The organism is Pedobacter petrophilus (genome assembly GCF_009674725.1).
Lineage (GTDB): Bacteria > Bacteroidota > Bacteroidia > Sphingobacteriales > Sphingobacteriaceae > Pedobacter > Pedobacter petrophilus.
On record NZ_WKKH01000018.1, the window covers coordinates 1 to 22622 of the forward strand.

Here is a 22622-nt window from a genome sequence, read left to right on the forward strand (position 1 = left end):
TTTTTGAGTGAAACAAGGCTTGTTTTTGAAGAGATAGCAGCGCTTCTACCTCTAGAAAACATAACGATGTTGCAGTCAAAAAGAAGCATAAACAAATTATTTAGATAAATTTTACACAGACTCAAAATATCGAAAAAAATATTTAATACACTATGGATTTTTAGACTTTACGACCCAAACAACAGCATCATTCCCATTTATTTTTAAAGTAGCGTTCTCTGGTTTTAATCCATACAAGGTGTTACTCAATTCCCATCCTTTTTTAATGGTCATTTCTGTACTTACTGCTTCTGGATTGTAGTTGATGGCAATAATCAATTTTTCATTCTTCGATAAATCATGTTCAGTTACCCCTATTTGTGCATTGTTTTGGTTAATAACTCGTTGACTAATCAAAGGTTCTGCAATAATTTTATACAATTCTCTGTATGAAGGGGCGTTTGCATCCAAAGAACCAACCTCTTCAGCAACATTCATTTCTAAAGGAAAAGTTAAAAGAAAAATCTTTCCTTTTCCGTAGGTTGACATTAAAAAAACAGGATTACCATCTTCTTCCTTTGCAAAAACTTTCGCTTGTTTGCTATCAATAGTGTACTTTCTATCTGCTGAGGTGCTAAAGTTTAAGCTGGAGGACAACAAATTGGTTGAGTTAAAATTTAGTTTCCCTCTTCTAGAAACATTGGTCAATATATTAATTCCCAAGGGGTCATTAATAGTTGGCAAGTATGCATCATCTATTGAAATATATAGCGTTGCACCTTTATTTACTTTCTCTAACAATTTAGACCAATAATCTTTGAACACTGGATCTATCCCTTTAATAGAAGGTAAAAGGTATAATGGAGCATCCTTAAGTTCTTGTCCAGCTTTTTGATAGGTAAAATCGAACCCCGCTTGCTTGGCCAAAATAAAGCTTGCATAAGCCACAGGCCAACTGTCTTGTCCTTCTGTTAAAATACAAACAGCTTCAGTTTTTCGTTGCGGAAGTGTTTCGAAGGGTAATTTACCTAAGAATTCACTAAATTTTTTAAACTCCTTAATTACTGGCTTTGTAGTTCTATCTTCCTTAATCAACCCCAATTCAGCTTCTACTGAGGCATAGTCATAAGGAGGGTAATTAAGTTTTAACTGATCATAAGCGCACCACCAAAAAGTACCGCGACAGTCATAAGCCCAATTCGTAAACAATGCGGTTCTGGCAAATGCCGATTTCTCGTTCTCCCCACCCGTCATTGGACCCATTACACCAGTTTCCTCCAATAATGCAGGCTTCCCTCCAATATCACCATACATTCTTGTTTCTGCTGCGCCATGAAGAATGGTTCTCATGGTATTAATGCCGTCATAACTTGCGTAGGGTGTCCATAAAGAATAAGGGTGGGTTGTCAATACATCAGTGGTAGCTGCTTGGTCAATAATACGCCATGGGGCATTGTTTGCAGCACTTAAACTATGCATACCAGATACAAGGGGCCTTGATGGGTCTATGCTTTTAATAGTGCCTGATAGTAAGGCCGACCAAACATAAGCTTGTTGAAAATTTTTCACTTTTTCCATTACATTGCATTCGTTGCCAAAATCCCAAGCAAGAATAGCTTGATGATTTTTAAACCTACCTACAAATGTTGAAACGAATTTCTGTTGCCAGTATAAAGATTCAGGATCTGTTAAAATATTTTTTCCTTCCAAAGCAGGTGGAACATATAACTGTCCACTCATCCAACCGGTAATTAACCCAACAACTAACTTAAGTTTATATTTACTGGCCAAATCGGCCATGGTTTTAAAGTGTTGCAATTGCTCTTCACTCATTCCATTTAAACCCTCTGGTGTTTGTGGCAAAGGACCATCTTTAAATCCTATGTATTTTTTTTCTCCCTCCCCGGCATATATTTGATGAATAGGTTGAAAATCTGGCCATAATGGAAATACCCTTAGCACTTTGATTCCGTTTTCAGAAAGTTGTTTAAAATCAGCTTCTATTACATCTGGTCTCCAATCACGCCAAGTATGTGTACCTGCGTGTGAAGCCCAGTAGTTTACGCCAATAGAAAAAGAGCCAGGTGTAGTTAAAACATTTGATTGCCCGAAGCATTGATTAAGAAAACCTGCAAACATTAACAGAACAGCAATTGTTATCATTATACTTTGCTTTTGAAATTGTTTCATTTTAATAGGTGTTATTGTATGAATTTGTATGTTGTATGGTTTATTTTTTAGTACATGACAATTTTTAGTATTGATCACATAGGCCACATAGACCCACGTAGTTGGTGTCTATATGCCTCCTATATTAGCTTGATGTAAATTGCATCATGTCTCAATACTCATATCTCAATACTCATATCTACATGGTTAATTTCTGTAGTGTACTTAGGTTTTATTTATAGTTATTAAGATTTTTATTTATTCATGATTTCCCATTTCCCGCTGTAATAGGCCTTATCGAGTTTGTTAATCAGCTTATTGTTGCCCTTTTGCATGTAAAGTTCTCTCATGTCTTTATAGATGTAAAAATTAAGCCAATAAGCATATTCATATTTTTGATGAAGGCTAAGCGGACTTTTGTAAAAGCTATACCAGTGGGTGCTTAGCCCAATTTTTTCTGAAAGGGCGATAGCCTCTTGAGCTCTTTTCCAGTTATTTTCGGTAATTGTTTTAAAAATTTCCTGACCATTTTTTAAAGTAAAAGACTCACTTTCCATTGTTGCTTGTCGATCATCAATACCGAGCTTCGTAAATGAAACGCTATCTTCAAATATCTTATCTCCATCAAGATCATAAAGAATTTTATCAAAAAATCCGTTGTTATCTGTATCCTCATATTTTAATAGCGCAAACTTGTCTGGCTCTGTTTGCATCCTTCCCTTACCTTTCCATCTGTCGTATAATCCGCCATAACCTTGAAACGAATTTGCAAGCTGATCAACTCTCCAAGCGCCCCACTCCGCTCCATTTAAATGAATTTTACCATCAAAGGCTCCTACATAAAGTTTCCCTTTTCCAGAAAAATCGGTATCAAATTCCCCTCTATCACCAATTACATCTGCCTGTGGGTTGTTATCTAAACCACCGTTACTTTTACCCATTTTAAATAGGTCTTTAGGCTCATAAAATTCAACCCTTTCCCACCGGTTACAATCATCATCTTCATCGAAAACCAGGCTGCAATAGTTCCAATCTCCCTTTTTAAAGGTTAAATCCCATGCATTTTCTCGGTTTGGAAAAATCAGTTCATCTAATGCTCTCCAACGTTTATCATAGAATAAAAAATCAGCTTGTTTTCCTATGCCTTTTAAGGTTTTAAATCTATTTATCTGCTTAGAATAATCAAAGCCCTTCCCTTTTAGCAGCAAGCTCATGTCAAAATCAAACTCGTTTCCCGGCCCATTATCATTGTCCAAATCCCAAGTAATACCTACATAATCCATCAATCCATTAAAATGGAGGTCATACTCTTTATTGATGTTGTTAAAAAGTGGGTTTAAATTATCGGCAGGTCGAAAAGTAGGTGTATTTAAAAATCTAATTGCCATTTCTGAAAGATGGTCTCCATCGTTATCATAAAAAAGAAATGGGTTTTCCCATCCAAATTTCAAATCCTCAATCCTAAAACTTGAGGCATGGGTTTTTATAAAAGACGTATTTCCATGATAATCTTCAAAAAAATTGGCTTGGCCATTATGCTCCCAAGCAAGCATAGATATGGCATTCCAATCAATATAATTCATGATCTGATCTTTATCTGTATCTAATACGTACATAATTTCAGAATCAAAATCAAAGGCATTTCTTTTTGTAATAGCTCCATTATTAACAATTACCTGCAAATCGGCTTTACCATCCCCATCTTCATCACACCAATCCATACTAAAATCTAATGGCCCGGCAAAAATTCCATCCTTATTCCTATCTATTAAAAGACAATCACTATCTGTATCACCCTCTACAGCTGTCCATATCATATCATCATCATCATCTATCCAAACTACAGGTATATCTTTATTAACGGTGTAGTATAGTAGGTCAGGGTCTCCATCTTTATCCAAATCAACCATTTTAAGCTTTGATTTTTGAACACTAAAAGGCATTCTCCATGGAATTAGCTGAGTTTTATTATTCCAATAAGTTTGCTTTTGAGAGAATACAGGCGCTGCGTTAAAAGAAATGAGCAACACTAAAATGATGTTAATTTTAAGAATGTTACGCTTTAGAAAAAAATACATGAAACAGCGAATAGATTAGGGGTTAATATGTTGAGATTTAACTTGCGTACAGCAAATTGTTTAAAAACTTAACTAGAGATTATACAATTAACAGGAACGTTTAGAGTACAACGCAATAAAGAGATTTAAACAATTCCTAATTAGATAGGAAACCTTTATTTTAGCATAAATTAAAAGATCCAAATTTAACCGATGTATTCTCGTTTTAGCTATTTCTCGCACTTAATAAAGATTTTTGCTTTTTTAATTATTTGGTTCATTCCTTTATTAGGTTTTTCCCAAATAGATAAAGTGAAGTTCAAATATCTTACACGGGAAGAGGGCTTATCTAGTAGTACGGTTAGCAATGTCTTTCAAGATAGTCAGGGCTACATTTGGCTGGGAACAGAGGATGGATTAAATAGGTTTGATGGGTATAACGTGACGGTTTATAAGAATGAACCTCATAATGAGTCTAGTTTAAGCAGCAACTTTATTAATTATATCTTAGAAGATAAGCAGCACAGAATTTGGGTCGCAACTAGTTATGGTTTAAATCTATATGATAGATACACTGATAGCTTTACACGATACATTCATGACCCTAAAAAAAAAGGGAGCATTAGCAATAATCTTGTGTACACTTTATACCTGGATGTAAATGGTGACGTATGGGTAGGAACAGATTTTGGTTTGAACAAGTATAATGAAAAACAGAATAATTTCATTACTTACCTCCGGAATCCAAATGCGCAGAGAGAATCACTTGAAGACAAAATAAATAGTATAAATGAAGATGAATTTAATAACCTCTATTTAGGGACTGATGGCGCAGGAGTTAAAAAATTTAATAAAAAAACCAAATCGTTCATCAACCAACCTTCTAATTCAGCATTATCAAAATTAGATGGCAGTAGAGTAATTACGATAAAAAAAGATAATCAAAACCACATCTGGTTAGGGACGAACGGAAAAGGACTTTTTGTTTTTGACCCTCAAAAAAATACCATTAAACATTATCAAAATGAGCAATATAATACCAAAAGCTTATCTAATAATGTAATTAGAAGTATAATTTTTGATAATCAGAAAAATGCTTGGATTGGAACTGAAAATGGCGGACTAAATTTAAAGCTTCAGCATTCTGAAATATTTAATCGATTTGAAAATGACCTGAGGCAACCCATGTCTTTCTCTAGTAAAACAGCTTTATGCTTATTAGAAGATTCACAAGGAAATATTTGGGCTGGAACACATCATGGAGGCGTTAATACTTACTCTCCTAAAATAACAAATTTCAAAAATTATACTAAAGGAGTTTGGAACGGTGCACTTGCATATAATGATGTAAAGGCATTTATAGAAACCGATAAAGGAGAAATTTGGGTGGGTAGTGATGGAGGTGGTATTAATGTGTTTAACAGTAAAACTAGCACATTTACTCAAAAGAGATTTTCTACAACCAATAAGAAAACTATTGGTTCTGATGCTATTCTTGATCTCATGAAAGATAAAAATGGCACTATCTGGGTTTGCACCTGGGGTGGTGGACTTAACCGTTATGATGAAGGCAAACAAGAATTCTATCGTTTCCTACACGATACAAATGATAAAACTACGATCAGTTCTAATTACCCTTATGTTATTTGTGAAGATAAAACTGGCCTATTTTGGGTGGGAACGTTTTACGGTGGTTTAAATACTTTTGACCCTAAAACAGGGAAGTTTAAGCGAATTATTTATGCTGCTGATGGAAAATCAAAATTTACTGGCATATATGTAGAAAGTATTCATCAGGATAATGATGGTAATGTTTGGTTTGGCACACTTGACGGAGGTTTGAATTGTTTAACAGCTAATAAGAATTCTTTTGTCCATTATTTTAACAATACCCACCAGGATTTGGCAGATGTAGTGTGGGCAATATATACAGATCATAAAAATAGACTTTGGATTGGTAAAAAAGGCCTTTTCCTTTTTGATCAGAAAAGAAAGAAATTTTCAACCTTTTTTAAACATCCGTATTTAGTTAATGAACAAATCCAATCTATCATTGAGGACAAAAAAGGAAATCTTTGGTTGGGAACCACCAATGGTATCATAGCTTTTAATCCTGATACCAAATATATTAAAAGATATACCCGTGCTGATGGATTGCAAGGCTTAGAATATGGTCAGAATGCTGCCTTTATGTCTAGTAAAGGAGAGTTGTACTTCGGTGGCTTTGAAGGATTTAACACTTTTTATCCAGACAGCATTAAATCTTTTGACTACAGCTACCCTATATGTATCACAGATCTTTCCATCTTTAATAAAAGTATCAATTCAGGAAAAGACAAAACAACAATTGCTAAATATATTAAAGACAATAAAAGTGTAGTGTTAAGTTATGATCAGTCTGTAATTTCATTTGATTATGCTGCCCTTAACTACGTATCACCCAAAAAAACAAATTATGCGTACAAACTAGAGGGCTTTGATAAAACCTGGAATTATGTTGGAGATTTACGTAGAGCGACTTATACCAATTTAGACCCCGGCAAGTATACTTTCTATGTTAAAGCAAGTTCTCCGAAAGGTATTTGGAATACAAAGCCAGCTTTTGTTAACATTGTGATTACCCCTCCTTTTTATTTAACATGGTGGTTTAAAACATTAGGATTTATTTTAATTTCGGTAAGCATATTTGTTATACTCTATTTTAAAAGAAGGCAAGAACTTCGTGTTATCCATGAAGAGAATAAAGAAAAACTTCATCAGGTACAATTGCAGTTTTTCACTAACATCTCTCATGAATTTAGAACTCCTCTTACCCTTATTATGGGCACATTAGAACAGGTTTTTAAAATGAATGAGGATTCCTTATTTATAAGGCATTTCCATACCATTAACCGTAATGCGAACAGGCTTTTACAACTCATTAGTGAATTAATGGATTTCAGAAAGGCCGAATCGGGGGCTTTAAAACTAAGAGTAATGCCAGGTAACTTTTCTGCTTTTATGAGAGAAATTGCCGATGACTTTAAAGATCAAGCTATTTTACATGACATAGATTTTAAACTTGACCAGGAAAAAGAATTTTCGAAATTATGGTATGATCGTCAGGTATTGGAAAAAACCATTTTGAACATCTTAAATAATGCATTTAAATACACGCCTGATAAAGGTAAAATTCACATCCAGTTAACAACAAACATCAAAGACTTTATTCCAAATTATGAAGCAAATGTGAAAATGGAGAATACATACGTTGGTAGAGATTATTTATACCTCATCATCTCTGATTCAGGTATGGGAATTTCTAAAAACTCTCTCCAGCATTTATTTGAACCCTATTTTAGAGTTTCAGCTATACACGTAGGCACTGGAATAGGATTAGCTTTTGTAAAGAGTTTAATATTTCTTCATAAAGGAAGTATTCATGTTTATAGTGAAATTAATAAAGGTACTCAAATTGTAATTTCTATACCTTGCAATGAAAAAGATTACAATATAGATGAGCTTTGGACTTATCAAAACAACGATATTGGGGTGCAGATAGAAAGTATTCATTTAAAGCCCAATTTAGAACATCTGTATAAATTCACGCAACAAGTTGAACCCTTAAAAGCAGCGAATAAAACCAAATCCTGCATTTTGTTTGTGGATGATAATGATGAACTGCGTGATTTCTTTAGAGGAGTACTCGAGAAAGACTATTATGTTATTGTTGCAAAAGATGGTAATGAGGGAATTAAGAAAGCTAAAGAAGCATCACCTGCGTTAATTATTAGTGATGTGATGATGCCCGTAATGGATGGTATTGAATTTTGCCGTTTTATTAAAGATGATTTTGAAACCAGGCATATCCCCTTCATTCTATTAACAGCTAAAGACGCCCTTGAGTCTCGTTTACAAGGTGTAAAATCTGGTGCTGATTATTATTTCAGCAAACCAGTGAGCACAGAATTATTATTAGAAACTATTAAAAACCAGTTTAATCAACAACAAAAAATTAAAGAACGTTACTTAAAAGATTACCAAGTTGAAGTGAGAGATTTAGTACATTCTGCAAAAGATAAAGACTTTATGGATCAACTTTTGAGTATTATCGAAGAGAAGTTAGAAGAATCAGAATTGAACATTGATTATGTGAGTAAGAAAATTGGCGTGAGTAAAAGTAAACTCTATAAAAAAATCAAAGACATTACCGGCCAAAGCAGCAATGAATTCATTAGAACCATTAGGTTAAAAAAATCTATGGAGATCATGACGAATGAAGACGTTTCTATAACAGAGGTGATGTATCGCGTAGGTATTTCTTCTCACTCTTATTTTACCACAGCATTTAAGAAAGAGTTTGGAATGACTCCTTCAAAATTTCAACAGCAACTAGATAGAAAAATATAGTGATTTTAGCGCTATTGAAACCTCAACAATCAGGGCAGACTCATTAAAATTAAACGCAGAGAGCGCCAAGTTTTTCGCAAAGAGCGCTGAGCTTTATAATTCTCCTTTCCTCCGTGTTTAATAAATTAATCCATTGTCCATGAACTGCGGGTTATGCATCATGCTATCGGGCCTAGCATGTATTTGTAGAAAAAAACGACTAAACTGGCCAATCAGCGAACCCGCTTCTCGGTTGAAAATGATTTTAGCCCTTGGGATAAAGATTCGATCAATGGCCTAAAAAAATCATTTCCCGGACAGTAGTCGAATTTTTTCACAAATTCATGCAAGTCCTTGATTTTTGTTTCTTTTCATCAAGGAAAAGAAAAGCGCAGCCCGCGAAGGGCAAAATCAAAGTACAGCATCTAGAGTTAGACCACTTTCTGCTTCGTAGCGTGATAACTACGCGCTATAACCCTTTAAACTGTGTAATTCTCCTTTGCTAATTGTTTAATTTTAATGCGTCTGCCCTCTCATCTCGATAATAAAATTCCTTTTAAATAAAAAAACAGGTTACCATGAACCTATTTTTTTATTTATTTCTTAATTCTGATCATCAAGGATTTAATCTTCTGTTATTTATTCATTTCAATTATTTTATTAAACACATTTAAGTTCTTATCTCCTGGCTGGCCACCTCCTACAGCAATTTCAAACTTACCTGGATTGATCACCGCATCGCCATTCTCCATAATCACTGAAAAATCTGAGGGTTTGAGCTTAAAAATAACAGTTTTCTTTTCCCCTTTCCCTAAATGAACTTTCTTAAAAGCTTTTAATGAAATTAGTGGGGCAGGAACTTTTGAATCCAAATGCTTCAAGTATACCTGAACTACTTCATCACCCTCCAAATTTCCATTATTTTTAACCTCTACACTTAAATTAACTTCATCGTTTAAGTTAAAAGAATTTTTAATTTCAAATTTATCATAAGAGAATTTGGTGTAACTTAATCCGTAACCAAATTCATAAACTGGTTCTCCTTTAAAATATTTGTAGGTTCTGCCTTCCATATTGTAATTATCGAATGCAGGTAAATCATCTACTGAAGCATAAAATGTAACAGGTAGTCTTCCTGATGGATTATAATCACCAAAAATCACATCTGCAATTGCCTCACCTCCTTTTTGCCCTCCGTACCATGCCTCTACAATAGCGGGCAGGTTTTCATTTTCCCATTTCAAGCCTAATGCACCACCGTTTAACAGTACCAACACCACAGGTTTCCCTAAAGCTTTAATCTCCTTTAATAAGTCTTGCTGTACCTTAGGTAATCCTATTTTTGTTCGGTCTCCACCCTCAAAACCATCTAACTTTACGTTCATCTCTTCCCCTTCTAATCTTGGCGAAAGCCCTAGGCACATAATTACAACATCAGCCTGTTTGGCAATTCTTATGGCCTCTGCTTTTAGGTTTTGATTAGGAAGGTTCCACGATAACTTTAGTTGTGCATTTGGGCCACGGCTAATGTATTTAACATCAATTTTATGTAATTCGCCCTTTTTTAAGTTTAAACTAGCAGAATTATATCCTGGGCTATAAATACTTGAAAAGAAGAACTGCCGCTTTCCATCTATCATAAATTCATACTGTTCACTTCCAAACATATTAAAGTTAATTACTCCTGTCTCTGGAACTCTAACATAACCTGACCATGAAACTGCAAATTTCTCCACATCCATGCTTTTAATTGGCGGATTGTCCATCCAATTAAAATTTATTTCTTTATCAACTCGGTTAAAAATAGGTTTCCCCTTGAAACTACTATCACCATAATAAGCTGCAAACAAACCTTTTTTAAGTCCTTGTTTGTCCTGATAAAAAAACTGAGCAGGAATAATATCCAATGATGGAGCACCTTCAGCATGTGAAGAACCTTTTGCATAAAGAATTTTTGCGCCACGCATCTTCCTTTTTATTCCTTCTAACGGAGTAATGATTTCTGATGGAAATCCATTATAATTAGCTAGCATCACTTCTTCATCATTGGCATTTGGACCAATAACTGCTATGGTTTTAAGACTTTTATTTAAAGGAAGTAAATTATTGCTGTTTTTTAGTAAAACAATAGATTTTCTTGCTGCATCTAAAGTCAGTTTTTGATGACCTTCACTCTCTACTACGCTATAAGGGATATTTCCATAAGGATTATCTGTTGCTTTATCAAACATCCCTAACTTAAACCTGGCGGTAAACAAGCGTTTTATGGCAACATCAAGTTCGGCTTCTGTTACCAGCTTCTTTTCAATTGCTTTATCAAGGGCACTAAAAATATCTCCACATTCTAAATCTACTCCTGCTTTTATGGCTAGCGCAGCTGCCTCTTCTGCAGTGGGTACTATTTGATGTGTTCCCTTTTTAAAAAAATCATCTACAGCACCACAATCTGTTACTATAAAACCATTAAAACCCCATCTTTTACGTAAAATATCCACTAGGAGGTAGGAACTTCCACAGCATGGCTCTCCCCTAAAGCTATTGTAGGCACACATCAAAGAATAAACTCCAGCATCCTGGATGGCCATTTTAAAAGCTGGCGTATAAGTTTCAAAAAAATCACGGTCACTTACCTCCGCATTAAAATTATGACGAGATTGCTCGGGCCCGCTGTGTACGGCAAAGTGCTTAACGGTAGCTATGGTTTTAAAATAATTAGGGTTATTTCCTTGTAAACCTCTGATAAATGAAGTCGCTATAGTTCCTGTTAAGTATGGATCTTCACCATAGGTTTCCATTCCTCTTCCCCATCTTGGATCACGAAAGATATTGATATTGGGCGTCCAAAAATTTAACCCCTGATACATTCCTCTTTTATCTCTAGACGAGAAGTAATCATACTTTGCTCTAGCTTCATCAGCAATGGCAGATGATACTTTCTCTATAAAAGAAGGCTCCCATGTTGCAGCCAAGCCAATAGCTTGTGGAAAAACAGTAGCTCTACCAGCCCTGGCAACCCCATGTAAACATTCATTCCACCAGTTGTATGCAGGTATGTCTAAATCCTTTGTTTTAATCGGGGTACCTTTATATTGTAGCAACTTTATTTTTTGATCAAGCGTAAGTTTAGAAACGAGATCATTTACTCTTTCTTCAGTTGATAATTTTGAATTTTTATAGATTTGCATTTTTTGTGCAAATGATAGTTGTGTCAGGAATGATTGACTTACAAAAAGAACAAATAGTAGGATGTTTCTTTTAAACATGAAATAAGTAGTTAATTTTAATGATATTTAAATACTATACATTCTAGCGAAGGATACGGAGTACTGATAACTTTAAAATTATAAGAAAATATAATTAAAATTATCCCCTGTTATGATAGCGCTAAGCTTCATTAACTAGTTGTTCTAATAATAAAATAGTTAGTAAAAAGGATCTTTCTTGTTACCGCTATGGTGTATGCATTCTTCGGTCGCCGTGCTACACAGCTAGGCCTTTCATTGGGGTATGTTAAGCCTTTTATTGGACTTTAGTCCTACAGAGTCCTAGCATACTCCTAGAATAGTCCTAGCTGTTATCCAGATGGCTTAGCAGGTGTCTTATCCTAAACTATTAAGCCATAATGTTAAGCAATGATATTAAACAATGATAAGGAAAGAAATTATACTTAGGCAGTCCCTAGGGTCCCCGAACTTTAGGGTAACATTTACCCCACGACCTCCAAAGGGCTCCTTTTAATGATTATTTTTAATTTCGAATTTCCCCACAACATTTGGCATTGACCCGAAAAGATCAGAATTAACGAATTAACCTTTAAAAAAGTGATTGTTAGTTTAAAGATTGGATGAGTGTATGGCAATTAGAGGGTTTGTTGTTGCCGAAGGACTTATGCTCCGAATGAATCCTGCTTGCTGATTTCAAAAATCTCATTTAAGTGCTCAGCCATTGCTTTTCCTGCTGCATCTGCATTGCCCGCCTTAATTGAATTAAATATTTTTTTGTGCTCTGCTATAGAAGTTTGTCCTCTATCTTCTTTACAGATTTTCTTCTCCACAATATTTTTAATCAAATCTGGAATTAGGATTAAGATCATCGAATCAAAAACAGCATTTTTAGTGGCACTTGCAATCTTGATATGAAACAGCATATCTTCATCAACTGCACTTTGGCCTTTCAAGGTTTTTTCTTCAAAATCAGCAAGTATTTGTGCTAGCGAATCTAAATCTTGCTGTGTTCTTCTCATCGCAGCTAACTTTGCAGCATTGATTTCCAGGTAATACCTCGCCTCTATTAAGGAAGCAAAACTTTGAGTATTGAAGTTAATAATATCTGTAAAAATACTGTCAATAATTTTTAAGCTAAGACCAGAAACAGTTGTTCCGCTTTGTGGTAAGGTTTTGAGCATGCCATAAAATTCAAGTTTCATAATGGCTTGTCGTACATAGCTTCTTCCAATACCAAATTTCTCAGCTAAAATCCGCTCAGCAGGCAAGCGATCTCCAGGCTTTAATATCCCAGAAGAGATCATTTCTTTCAGTCGCTTGATAATGACGTCAACTGGTGATTCGAGTTTGATGGTACTGAAGTTTTCTAAGATATCACTCATTGTTAATTTGAAAATCCAATTTTTGGTTCTCCAAACTTAAAAATAAAAATTATGATAACAGATTTTCACCTTGTTTTTTTTATTTAAAATTAACACACTATTTTCCAAATGATTATAACAAACTTACTTCTCCTAAAATATGCTGAAAAAAAGTAAAATTTGGATATTTAAATAATCAGATTACTTTTGGTATACCAATTTTTGGTTTAAAAACAATAATTCTTAAACCTTAGAGCCTGTTTAAATTTATGTTGTAAAAATGTTTATTACATGTTTTTGAGTGAAACAAGGCTTGTTTTTGAAGAGATAGCAGCGCTTCTACCTCTAGAAAACATAACGATGTTGCAGTCAAAAAAAAGCATAAACAAATTATTAGATAAATTTTAAACAGACTCTAAATCTGTATAAAATGAATCTTGAACTTATAACACCTTCTGCCTAATGCCAAAACAGATTTTATTATTCCTAGCTAGTTATTTTGTATTCTGGTTGACAGTTTTGTCTTCATCCGCACAAAAAAAAAATGAATATCTCAGTAAGAGTTCTTCAAATCAATTTTATGCCATTCTCCGTAATGACACCTTGAGAATTGGCAATTCGACCATTGAGAGGGTATTTTTATGGAATGGAGGGAATCTAAAAACATGCGAATTCAATGATAAAAAAAATAACCAGCCTTGGAAAAGCGCAGGTTTAACCCCCGACTTATACATCCCCAATTCTGCCAATAAATCAAAAAATGGAAAATACCTACAAAGGAAAGTGCCTTCTAATGGGATACACCCAGCATATTTTGAAGCAGAAGTTTCTTTGGATATAGATTCCATGAGTCTAAAACGGGTGTTTAGACTATATGCCGATTGCCCTGTTATTGCTTGCGATACCTACCTTAAAGGTGTTGCGAGAGGGAAATGGTCAAAATCAAATACTAATGTTGCCGATTTAAAGAATATCGAAAACATCAATCATGCGGAAGCCGATAATGACCCGCCCATACTAGACCAACTTAATTTATCTGGAAAGCATTGGGCACTAGAGGTGGTCGACTTTTTAGACGTTACCGACCGCAACAATACTCTTGTAAAACCCTATAAAGGATTATCATACAAATCAGAAATTTACAAGGGCAATATTTTGTTCGCCGATAACAAGGAAGCAGGCAAAGGGCTTTTCATTTTAAAAGAAGCACCTTGTTCCAATATCCAGTTGGCATACCCAGGTGGAGATTTCATCACAAATTTCGGGCAGTTTAAAGTAATAGGATTAGGCATAGAGCCTAGTGATTTATCATTACAAGAATGGACCAAAACCTACAGTTGCGCAATAGGTTTGTATGCTGGTAATGGTGCAAATAAATATACCAACCTGCACGAATATCAAAAGCTGAAACGATTAAACAAAGCAGCAGAAGATAATATGGTGATGATGAACACTTGGGGAGACCGTGGGCGGGATACTAAAGTGAACGAGGCTTTTTGCTTAAAAGAAATACTAGCAGCGGCACGATTGGGGGCTACCCATTTTCAGATTGATGATGGCTGGCAAACTGGACGCAGCGCCAACTCGGCATTCTGGGGTGGTTCATTCAAAAATATCTGGAGCAATCCCGATTATTGGAAACCAGATGTAAAAAAATATCCCCATGGACTAAAACCCCTTGTAGATGCTGGACGCAAATCAGGCGTTAAAATATGCCTCTGGTTTAACCCGAGCATTCAAAATAATTTTGCCGACTGGGAGAAAGATGCCGAAGCTCTGCTTAATATTTATAAAAATGATGGCATAAAAGTATTTAAAATTGATGGGGTAAACATCCCTAATAAAACCGCTGAGAACAACTTACGCAAGTTGTTTGATAAAGTGGTAGCTGAGTCAAACGGCGCTATATCTTTTAACCTCGACGTAACTGCTGGTCGCCGCGGAGGCTATTTCTATTTTAACGAATATGGAAATATCTTTCTAGAAAACCGATATACCGACTGGCAGAATTATTATCCCTACTGGACGCTTAGAAACCTTTGGATGCTTTCTAAATATACTCCAACCCAAAAAATACAGGTAGAATTTTTAAATAAATGGCGCAATCAGGATAAATATGGCAACGATAAGTTTTCACCGTCAAATTATTCATTCAATTATCTTTTTGCCATCACCATGGCTGGGCAACCCCTTGCCTGGATGGAAGGAACAGGTTTACCTGAAGAAGCGTTTGAGACTGCTAACACGATTAAAAAATACAAGGAGATTCAGGCTGATTTTCATCAGGGAACAGTTTTGCCGATTGGTGATGAACCATCTGGACAAGCGTGGACTGGATTTCAATCTATAAACAATAAAAGTGGATACCTTTTGGTTTTCCGCGAAGACCATCCTGATCAAGAAAACAAGGTTGCTGTATTTTTGCCCCCCACTACCGTTATACAATGTAAAAACATCTTCACAAATGAACCGGTTAAAAAATTCATGGTAGATAAAGAAGGCAAAATCTCATTTAACCTAACAGCTAAAAACAGTTTTATAATGTACCAATACCAGGTGATTAAAAACAAATAATTGTAATGAAGAAACTACTATTTAATTGCGCAAGCCTTGGTAACCAGAAAAAACAGCACCAGCGTAATATACTAAGCTAATGATATTTAACATGATAAAACGCCTGACCCATTCTTGTACACTTTCTTTGCGATTGTATCGCTTACCTTACTTTTAAACCCAGTATATGCACAAGAAATCTATATAAAAGTTAATGCCAGAAATTTTGCCAGAAACCATTCCATTGTTGAGGTAAACTTACCGAAAAACCTGGCATCCCTTTCGTATAAATTAGTGAATGAAGTAACTAAACATGATGCCGTAGTACAGCAAAATGCAGGCGGAAAGCTTTTATTTATACTGCCCGACGCGCTAAGCCCTAAAGGTCCGCCAGCTTCGTATGTTTCGGCGTATTGCTTAATAGATGGCGGTATTGCATCACTTACCGTGTTTGGTTTCCCTTCCAATTTAAATTATCCGCAACCTATCAGAGTTCCCTTGTTATGCCTTACTGGTGTTTTGCACCAGTCGCTAATGTGCCTTTTTTCATCGAACCCGGTGGCACTTATACTTCAAGCTACCGATATTTAATTCGCGATGGAGAACCAGATAAAGGCCTATTAGCGCAAATGAACAATGACATCATGTATCCTGTAAAGGCAAGCTTAGTTTATAAGTAGAGGGCAAACTTCCCCCCCTATTTACCAACCTTCAAATTGCCTTTTTTGCCATCCAAACCTTTACGAATACTTTACCAGATTTCAAGTTTACAAAAGGGCCAGCATGTATATTACCATCTGAACGTTTGTTTCCAAAGTAATCTGTATCCATTATCAGAGCTGTACCATCTGGATTTTCAAAAGCTGCTTTAGGTATTTTGGCCTTACCCAATAATTCAGTAGTAATCAATTGCACTTTTTGTTCAAAATAGGCTTTATCAGTTGTAAAATGTAAAAATGTATCTCCACCTTCCACTATCACTTTAATTTCTGGGTTAGCCGTACTGGTTGCAAAATTCTCATCTTTATTAGATGGCTTAGCCTGTTTATAGTAGATATTGCCTTTTATCCATACTGGAAGTTTAGCATTGTTGTAGCCCTCTATGCCGTATTTAGCTTCAGGGTTACTACCGCCAATAATAATATTGTTGTAAACCCTATCATCCCCACCAAAAATGGTTGTAAGTCCTTTCATAGCTACAGAATGAGGTAAAAAATAAGGTGTAAAGCGGTTAAGGTCATTTCTTACCAGTACTTCCCCTGCAATAAGATTATGCAAATAGGCTCCTCCTTCTGATTGATTTTGAATAGCCACAGGCGATAAAAAAATATTGTTGTCGATTACAAATGGTCCATGGTTTACTTCTATATACAAATCTTGCTGGTCATTATTATAAAACAGATTGCTACTCACCCTTGTTCCCTGCGTCATCCAATCTAGCCACATTCCTCTGCCACAGTTGTGAATGTTGTTTTTTCTGATGGTTGCATCAATCGGTGCATGAAATTTTATTCCTCCAATTTCCCAACCTTCAAATTGTCTTTTTTGCCAGATGTTATAAATATGGTTATTTTCAATAATACTGAAAGCTGCACCCATACTACCGCAAATACCAGTTTGTTCGCAATTAAAAATCTGATTGTTTCTTACAATGTGCGAACCAATAGTTTCCTTAGTCCAGTTGTTTCTTAATGCATTAAAAACCACCTCAATGTAATGGATATTACCGTCGCGATTAACATTTCCTTGGTCTGCTCCCCAAACATTATGTCCAGTAGTGCGATCTTTACCGAGGGTAATACCATTACATTTAGAATCACTGATGATGTTATTCTCAATAATCCAGCCTTTGTTCCAGTTTGTGGCTATCATACCAATCTGTTCTGCAGTTGGAGCTGCCCACTGGGTGGCTGCCTGACTAATAGTAAAGCCAGAAATGGTTATAAAATTAATCCCAGGTTTGTCAGGATAGAATACCGTTCTTCTGGCACTGATCTCAATTAATTCTGTATTGGGATTTGCCTGTTGAAAGTTTGCCCAGATAGTTGTGCTTTGTTCATCGCTTTGGCAATACCAAGTATAGGTTGCACCGATGGGATCTATATTATTTTTATCGGCAACTGGCCTAAGTACTTTATCAAGTGTTTCTTTTTCGTAAAGTGATTTGCCATTTAAAAATACTTCACCGGTATGGTGCACCCTTCCTTTGTTTAAAAACCAATCACCATCTATAAAATCTTTGTATGGATTGTAATCGCCAAAAAACGAATTAGGAATGGTTACTTTCCATATATTCTTCTCTTTTTTCCAATCAGATATTGCTTCGGAACCCTTAATCTGCACTTTTTCGCCCATTGCAGCACGATAAATAATTCGTTTTGTATTGCTTTCGCCTCCTCGCAAGGGATTAACCCATTCCCGGTAGGTACCAGCATGAACTGTAATAGTATCTCCAGGGTAAGCTTTTCTTACTGCTGCAGCTATCGTTTTAAAAGGACTTGCAGCTGTACCGCTATTGGCATCGTTTCCTTTTTTTGTAACATGATATTCAGTGCAAAAGCCCTTTGTAGCAAAAATTAGTACTAAAATTGAAAAACATACGGTCAGCTTGTTCATAATTAATTAATTTTAAGATGATTACCTTTATAAACTGGTTTTAATTTTTAATACTTCAGGCCTCAAATAGGGTTTATTTAAGTCGACAATAGGCCGGTAAGCATAAGGATCTGCACCTGCCACCATCATGATATCTCTTAAATCTTCTGTTAAAGGAAATTTTCCGTCTTGATCCCATGGCAACATACTTTCGGCACTCATGTAATGATTAACAAGAGCTGTCCTAAAATTATCATCCGTTTTGTTACGGAGAGAGCTGTGCAAAAGATACCCGTTAAAAAATACCACATCACCTTTTTTTGCTGCTAAAGGGATGATATCTTCTGAGGGATAACTGGATACATCAATGGTATCTACATCTGCGTATTCATTACTAGAATTTTCGGCCCTTGGCATAATGTAGCCGGGTTTTTGACTTTGCGGAATAACCCACAAACATCCATTTTGCACACTTGCATCGTCAATAGCTATCCAAACTCCTATCAGAGATTTATCTCGGGTGGGAATATAAAATTCGTCTTGATGCCAAGACTGCCCAGCTTTTCCAGGTCCTTTTACAAACAACATAGACTGCATGCACTTTACATTTGGGCTCACTATTTTAGTTAAAACATCTATAACAGCCTTGTGCGAGAGATAATTTTTTATCACCGGGGAAATTTTATGGGGAAAATGGATAGCCACATATTTCTTTAAAATGTCTGCGTCACTTTCATTTTCGCCCACGGGAAGCATGCCGTCTACCTGTCCGTAATCGCCCTTAAAAATTTTTGCGGTGTCGTTCTTAAGTTCTTCTACTTCTATAGGCGAAAATAAACCTTTTGCAACGAGGAAGCCGTAATTCTGATAAAAGCGAATATTCTCTTCGGTAATATTTCTGTGCTGTATAAACTGATCTTGATTGGTCATAATATTATTGTTCTTTGCGTACAGTGGGTTATGTTAACGTCCCGATAGCTACGGGGAGAAACGGTATCCTTTTTGGCTTTTGGGGGTCAAAAAGATACCGTGGAAAGCGTGTTAAACCGAGGTTTTGCCGAGCTCATTGATACCAATAACAATGGAAATTTATCAATAAACGCCCAAATTTCATCAATCATCTGACTTGCCTATTAATTGGGTTTCGAGTTCTTCGAGTGTTTTTCCTTTAGTTTCTGGGATACTAGTTTTTATATAAAAGAAGTAGATTATGCAAAATAGAGCGAACAGTGAAAGTGTTACCGAGGTTCCTAAGTGTTTATTTAAAATGGGAAAGGAAAAACTTGCCGCAAAATCTGCTAGCCATAAAACCAATGTAGCAAAAGAAAGTGCCAGCCCGCGAATACGGTTAGGGAAAATTTCTGAAAGAATAACCCAGGTAACGGCGCCTAAACTGGCAGAAAAACCAGCTATATAGACCAATAAAAATATAAGCACTAAGTAGTACTGATAAAAATTGAGGTAGAAACAAGCGGCTACTGCCAAGAGTGAAAGCGCCATAACGGCACAGCCGGTAAGCAGTAATTTTTTACGACCAGCTTTATCTACCAGCCATATAGCTACCAAAGTAAATACCAGCATGGTAACACCGATAGCGATGGTTTGCATAGAAGCGATGGATGCACTTACACCTGTGTTTTTGAAAATCTCAGGGGCGTAATATAAGATAGCATTAATGCCTGTTATTTGTTGAAATATGGCAATCAATACGCCCATAATAAGCACTTTGCTGTACTTTGCGTGAAACAGATCTTTTAAATTACCTGCAATCTCACGGCTAAAACTGCTGCTAATGGTTAGTATTTCTGCTTCGGCATAAGCTTTGCCCCCAGTTTTTGAAAGTATGGTATATGCTTTGTCCTTTTTGTTATTTTGAACAAGCCAACGGGGAGTTTCGGGTACTAAGAACAGTGCAACAAAAAATAGTACAGCCGGAATGGCTTGTGATGCAAACATCCATCGCCAACTATTTTCGCCTAGATCTGCTAAGGTATAATTTACCACATAAGCAAGTAAAATACCCAAAACTATTGCCAATTGATATAGGGAAACCATTCTACCCCGAAACAAAGCAGGCACTGTTTCGGCAATATACATGGGTACAGCCATGGCAGCTGCGCCTACTGCTATGCCGCCCGCAATTCTGAAGATGATAAACTCTATTAACGAATTGGCAAATGCAACGCCGATACCTGTAGCTGCAAATAAAAAGGCACAGAAAAACAGGGCTGTTCTCCTCCCAAGCGCATCGGCCAGTTTCCCAGCCATCAATGCCCCTAAGCCACAACCAATTAATATAGAACTTACTGCCCAGCCTAGCATCAATTCATCTAACTGAAAAAAGCCTTTTATAAATGGGATGGTGCCGGATATAATGGCGGTATCAAAACCAAACAAAACACCACCTAAAGCTGATATGGAACTTATCATTACCACGTAAAGCTGATTGAATGGATAAGAGGCGTTAGTGTTGCTTTGAGAAAAGGTACTCGCTGTATTGGCCATATTATCTTGTTATATTAATTTTTAAGCTTGATAGTTATTGTTTTACCGTTGCTTGTTAAAATTGCTTGTTGCTCTGTTTGTCTCGATCCGCTTTTTACGGTAATGCTGTAATTGCCGTTAAATGCTTTTACATTATAAATCCCTTTGCTGTTTGTACGTCCATCTGTATTTGTTGCCCATGTTTTACTAACCAGGTTTGTGAATACTTGTCCGTTAGGTTTTAACCGCCAATCTTTATCCCATAATGCTGCTGCAGGAATCCAATGTTGTTTTTCCCAAAAGCCCCATTGCGTTACTCCTGTTACAGAGGGGTTACTAAATACAGCGGTTAAAAAATCGCGGGTATAATTCATTTTAAAATCATCATCATCGCTGGTTATATCAAATTCGCTAATTTGTATGGGAAGCCCCAATTCGGCAAAACGATTTAAACGGGCTATTACATAATCAATTGAAGGTGGAGTTCCCCCAATATGGCCTTGTTCGCCAATGGCATCTACGGGTGTTTTCTTTTCCTTTAAAAACCGTACAGTTTTGTAAAAAGACTCACTAGCTTCTTCATCATGAAACATGGTATAGTCGTTTACCAATAACGTTACACCCGGAGCACCTTTTCTTGCGGCTTTAAACCAATCGATCATTACATCACGCCCCAATAAATCAATGATATCATGATGTGCATACGGCTCGTTAAGTACATGCCATTCGGAGAATTGGCCCTTCATTTCGCTGGTTTGCACATTAATATTATCGATAGCTGCTTTACGAAGTGCAGCAGTATCATTTTTAATGTCGGCTAACCACGTTGGTGAGTGTTGCCACGATGGCCATATCATTACTGTACCCTGGGTGGTTATATTGTTTGCCCGCAGGTAGCGCACAGCGTCTTTAGTTTTATTATGGTCATATCGCGGCCAGTATTTCCACTTCAATTCATTTTCGAACACTACCTGATTGAAGTATCGGAACAACGTCTCGTGATATTTTTTTAAACCGGGGTTAAGTGTATCTAAAAGGGTTTTTGAATTTGCTGCTGTTCCCCAAACAAAATTCAGTCTTTTCATTTTTACAGCTACGGTTGCACCGGGCACGGGCTTACCGTTTTTATCAATTACCTTTACCGTCAAACTTCCTTTTCTGTATTTTTCTATGCGCTCTGCAGCAGCTTTTCGCCAGGGAGCATCGGGTTTATCTCCATCATAATGAACTACACTACGCGGAAGCTCGGTAATTTGAACCGTTTGTTTGTAATTTCTTAAATCTAGATCTGCAATTTCAAAAACCTGAGCCATATTGCCACAATATATTGTCAGCGATAAATCTCCCTTACTAACGTCTCTTGAGGCAAGGATTGGCACTTTTATAGTTGTCCATTGCTGACCGCATGATATACCGCGTTCAAATAAGGGCGGCCATTCTATTTTGCCATTTATTGTGCGATCGAGTTTTACTTCTATAAAAGCTTCGCCTGTTTCCCTTTTGCTTTTTAGGGTACGCATTTTAAACCCTAACCAAAGTACATCTCCATTTTTAATTTCAGCATTAATAACCGATTTGAGAATAATCACTGTAGGTTTTTGCTCAATAGCACCCACCCTTAAAACAGATTTAAATGATTGGCCCTCAACGGCAGTTAATTCTACATTTTGAGATGTATTAAACGACTTAATACCATCAGGCAATAACACATCTCCATTTTTAGTTTGAGCCCATGAAGAGTGTGTTAAGGTAAGTAGTGCAATTATGCTAATTAGCGTTTTTGTATTATTTAAGGTAATTCTCCCTGTTATCATGTTAATTTTTTTTGATAC

The 22622-nt window shown here is 36.2% G+C and carries 11 protein-coding genes; 3 read left to right on the forward strand and 8 right to left on the reverse strand.

Features of this window, described 5'->3' with window-relative positions; translation table 11 throughout:
- Window positions 1-150 precede the first annotated feature (150 nt).
- Both GJU39_RS12680 and GJU39_RS12685 read right to left on the reverse strand, forming a co-directional pair.
- A complete protein-coding gene (locus GJU39_RS12680) occupies window positions 151-2247 on the reverse strand; it encodes a glycoside hydrolase family 2 TIM barrel-domain containing protein (RefSeq protein ID WP_154281170.1) in 2097 nt (698 codons plus the stop codon).
- A gap of 155 nt (window positions 2248-2402) precedes the next feature.
- A complete protein-coding gene (locus GJU39_RS12685; protein WP_154281171.1) occupies window positions 2403-4226 on the reverse strand; it encodes a hypothetical protein in 1824 nt (607 codons plus the stop codon).
- Window positions 4227-4418: 192 nt separating this feature from the next.
- Here GJU39_RS12685 and GJU39_RS12690 point away from each other — a divergent pair, with 192 nt between their 5' ends.
- Entirely contained in the window at window positions 4419-8594 is a 4176-nt protein-coding gene (locus GJU39_RS12690) for a two-component regulator propeller domain-containing protein (RefSeq protein WP_154281172.1), read from the forward strand.
- Between the two features lie 614 nt (window positions 8595-9208).
- On the opposite strand, the gene GJU39_RS12695 is transcribed toward GJU39_RS12690, so the two are convergent.
- A complete protein-coding gene (locus GJU39_RS12695) occupies window positions 9209-11758 on the reverse strand; it encodes a glycoside hydrolase family 3 C-terminal domain-containing protein (RefSeq protein WP_209437640.1) in 2550 nt (849 codons plus the stop codon).
- 701 nt (window positions 11759-12459) lie between these two features.
- A complete protein-coding gene (locus GJU39_RS12700; RefSeq protein ID WP_154281174.1) occupies window positions 12460-13179 on the reverse strand; it encodes a FadR/GntR family transcriptional regulator in 720 nt (239 codons plus the stop codon).
- 441 nt (window positions 13180-13620) lie between these two features.
- Between GJU39_RS12700 and GJU39_RS12705 the strand changes: the two genes are divergently transcribed.
- A complete protein-coding gene (locus GJU39_RS12705; RefSeq protein ID WP_154281175.1) occupies window positions 13621-15732 on the forward strand; it encodes an alpha-galactosidase in 2112 nt (703 codons plus the stop codon).
- Window positions 15733-15846: 114 nt separating this feature from the next.
- Window positions 15847-16302 carry a hypothetical protein gene (locus GJU39_RS12710; RefSeq protein ID WP_154281176.1) on the forward strand — a complete coding sequence of 152 codons (456 nt, stop codon included), beginning with the start codon at window positions 15847-15849 and terminating at the stop codon, window positions 16300-16302.
- Window positions 16303-16422: 120 nt separating this feature from the next.
- Here GJU39_RS12710 and GJU39_RS12715 read toward each other — a convergent pair whose 3' ends face one another.
- The 4 genes from GJU39_RS12715 to GJU39_RS12730 form a co-directional block, all read right to left on the reverse strand.
- A complete protein-coding gene (locus tag GJU39_RS12715) occupies window positions 16423-18327 on the reverse strand; it encodes a right-handed parallel beta-helix repeat-containing protein (protein ID WP_154281177.1) in 1905 nt (634 codons plus the stop codon).
- A gap of 27 nt (window positions 18328-18354) precedes the next feature.
- Complete coding sequence (locus GJU39_RS12720) at window positions 18355-19236, reverse strand: phytanoyl-CoA dioxygenase family protein (RefSeq protein ID WP_154281178.1); 882 nt, start codon at window positions 19234-19236, stop codon at window positions 18355-18357.
- 183 nt (window positions 19237-19419) lie between these two features.
- On the reverse strand, window positions 19420-20811 hold the full coding sequence (locus GJU39_RS12725) for a sugar porter family MFS transporter (protein ID WP_154281179.1): 1392 nt from the start codon (window positions 20809-20811) through the stop codon (window positions 19420-19422).
- A 14-nt stretch (window positions 20812-20825) separates the two neighbouring features.
- The gene (locus GJU39_RS12730; RefSeq protein WP_154281180.1) at window positions 20826-22604 is read right to left on the reverse strand and encodes an endo-1,4-beta-xylanase; all 1779 of its coding nucleotides are present in this window, start codon (window positions 22602-22604) and stop codon (window positions 20826-20828) included.
- Window positions 22605-22622: the final 18 nt, after the last annotated feature.

Coding starts and splice junctions, on each gene's coding strand:
- GJU39_RS12685 (WP_154281171.1), bottom strand. CDS start 4,226: ATGTATTTTTTTCTAAAGCGTAACATTCTTAAAATTAACATCATTTTA.
- GJU39_RS12690 (WP_154281172.1), top strand. CDS start 4,419: ATGTATTCTCGTTTTAGCTATTTCTCGCACTTAATAAAGATTTTTGCT.
- GJU39_RS12695 (WP_209437640.1), bottom strand. CDS start 11,758: ATGCAAATCTATAAAAATTCAAAATTATCAACTGAAGAAAGAGTAAAT.
- GJU39_RS12700 (WP_154281174.1), bottom strand. CDS start 13,179: ATGAGTGATATCTTAGAAAACTTCAGTACCATCAAACTCGAATCACCA.
- GJU39_RS12705 (WP_154281175.1), top strand. CDS start 13,621: ATGCCAAAACAGATTTTATTATTCCTAGCTAGTTATTTTGTATTCTGG.
- GJU39_RS12715 (WP_154281177.1), bottom strand. CDS start 18,327: ATGAACAAGCTGACCGTATGTTTTTCAATTTTAGTACTAATTTTTGCT.
- GJU39_RS12720 (WP_154281178.1), bottom strand. CDS start 19,236: ATGACCAATCAAGATCAGTTTATACAGCACAGAAATATTACCGAAGAG.
- GJU39_RS12725 (WP_154281179.1), bottom strand. CDS start 20,811: ATGGCCAATACAGCGAGTACCTTTTCTCAAAGCAACACTAACGCCTCT.
- GJU39_RS12730 (WP_154281180.1), bottom strand. CDS start 22,604: ATGATAACAGGGAGAATTACCTTAAATAATACAAAAACGCTAATTAGC.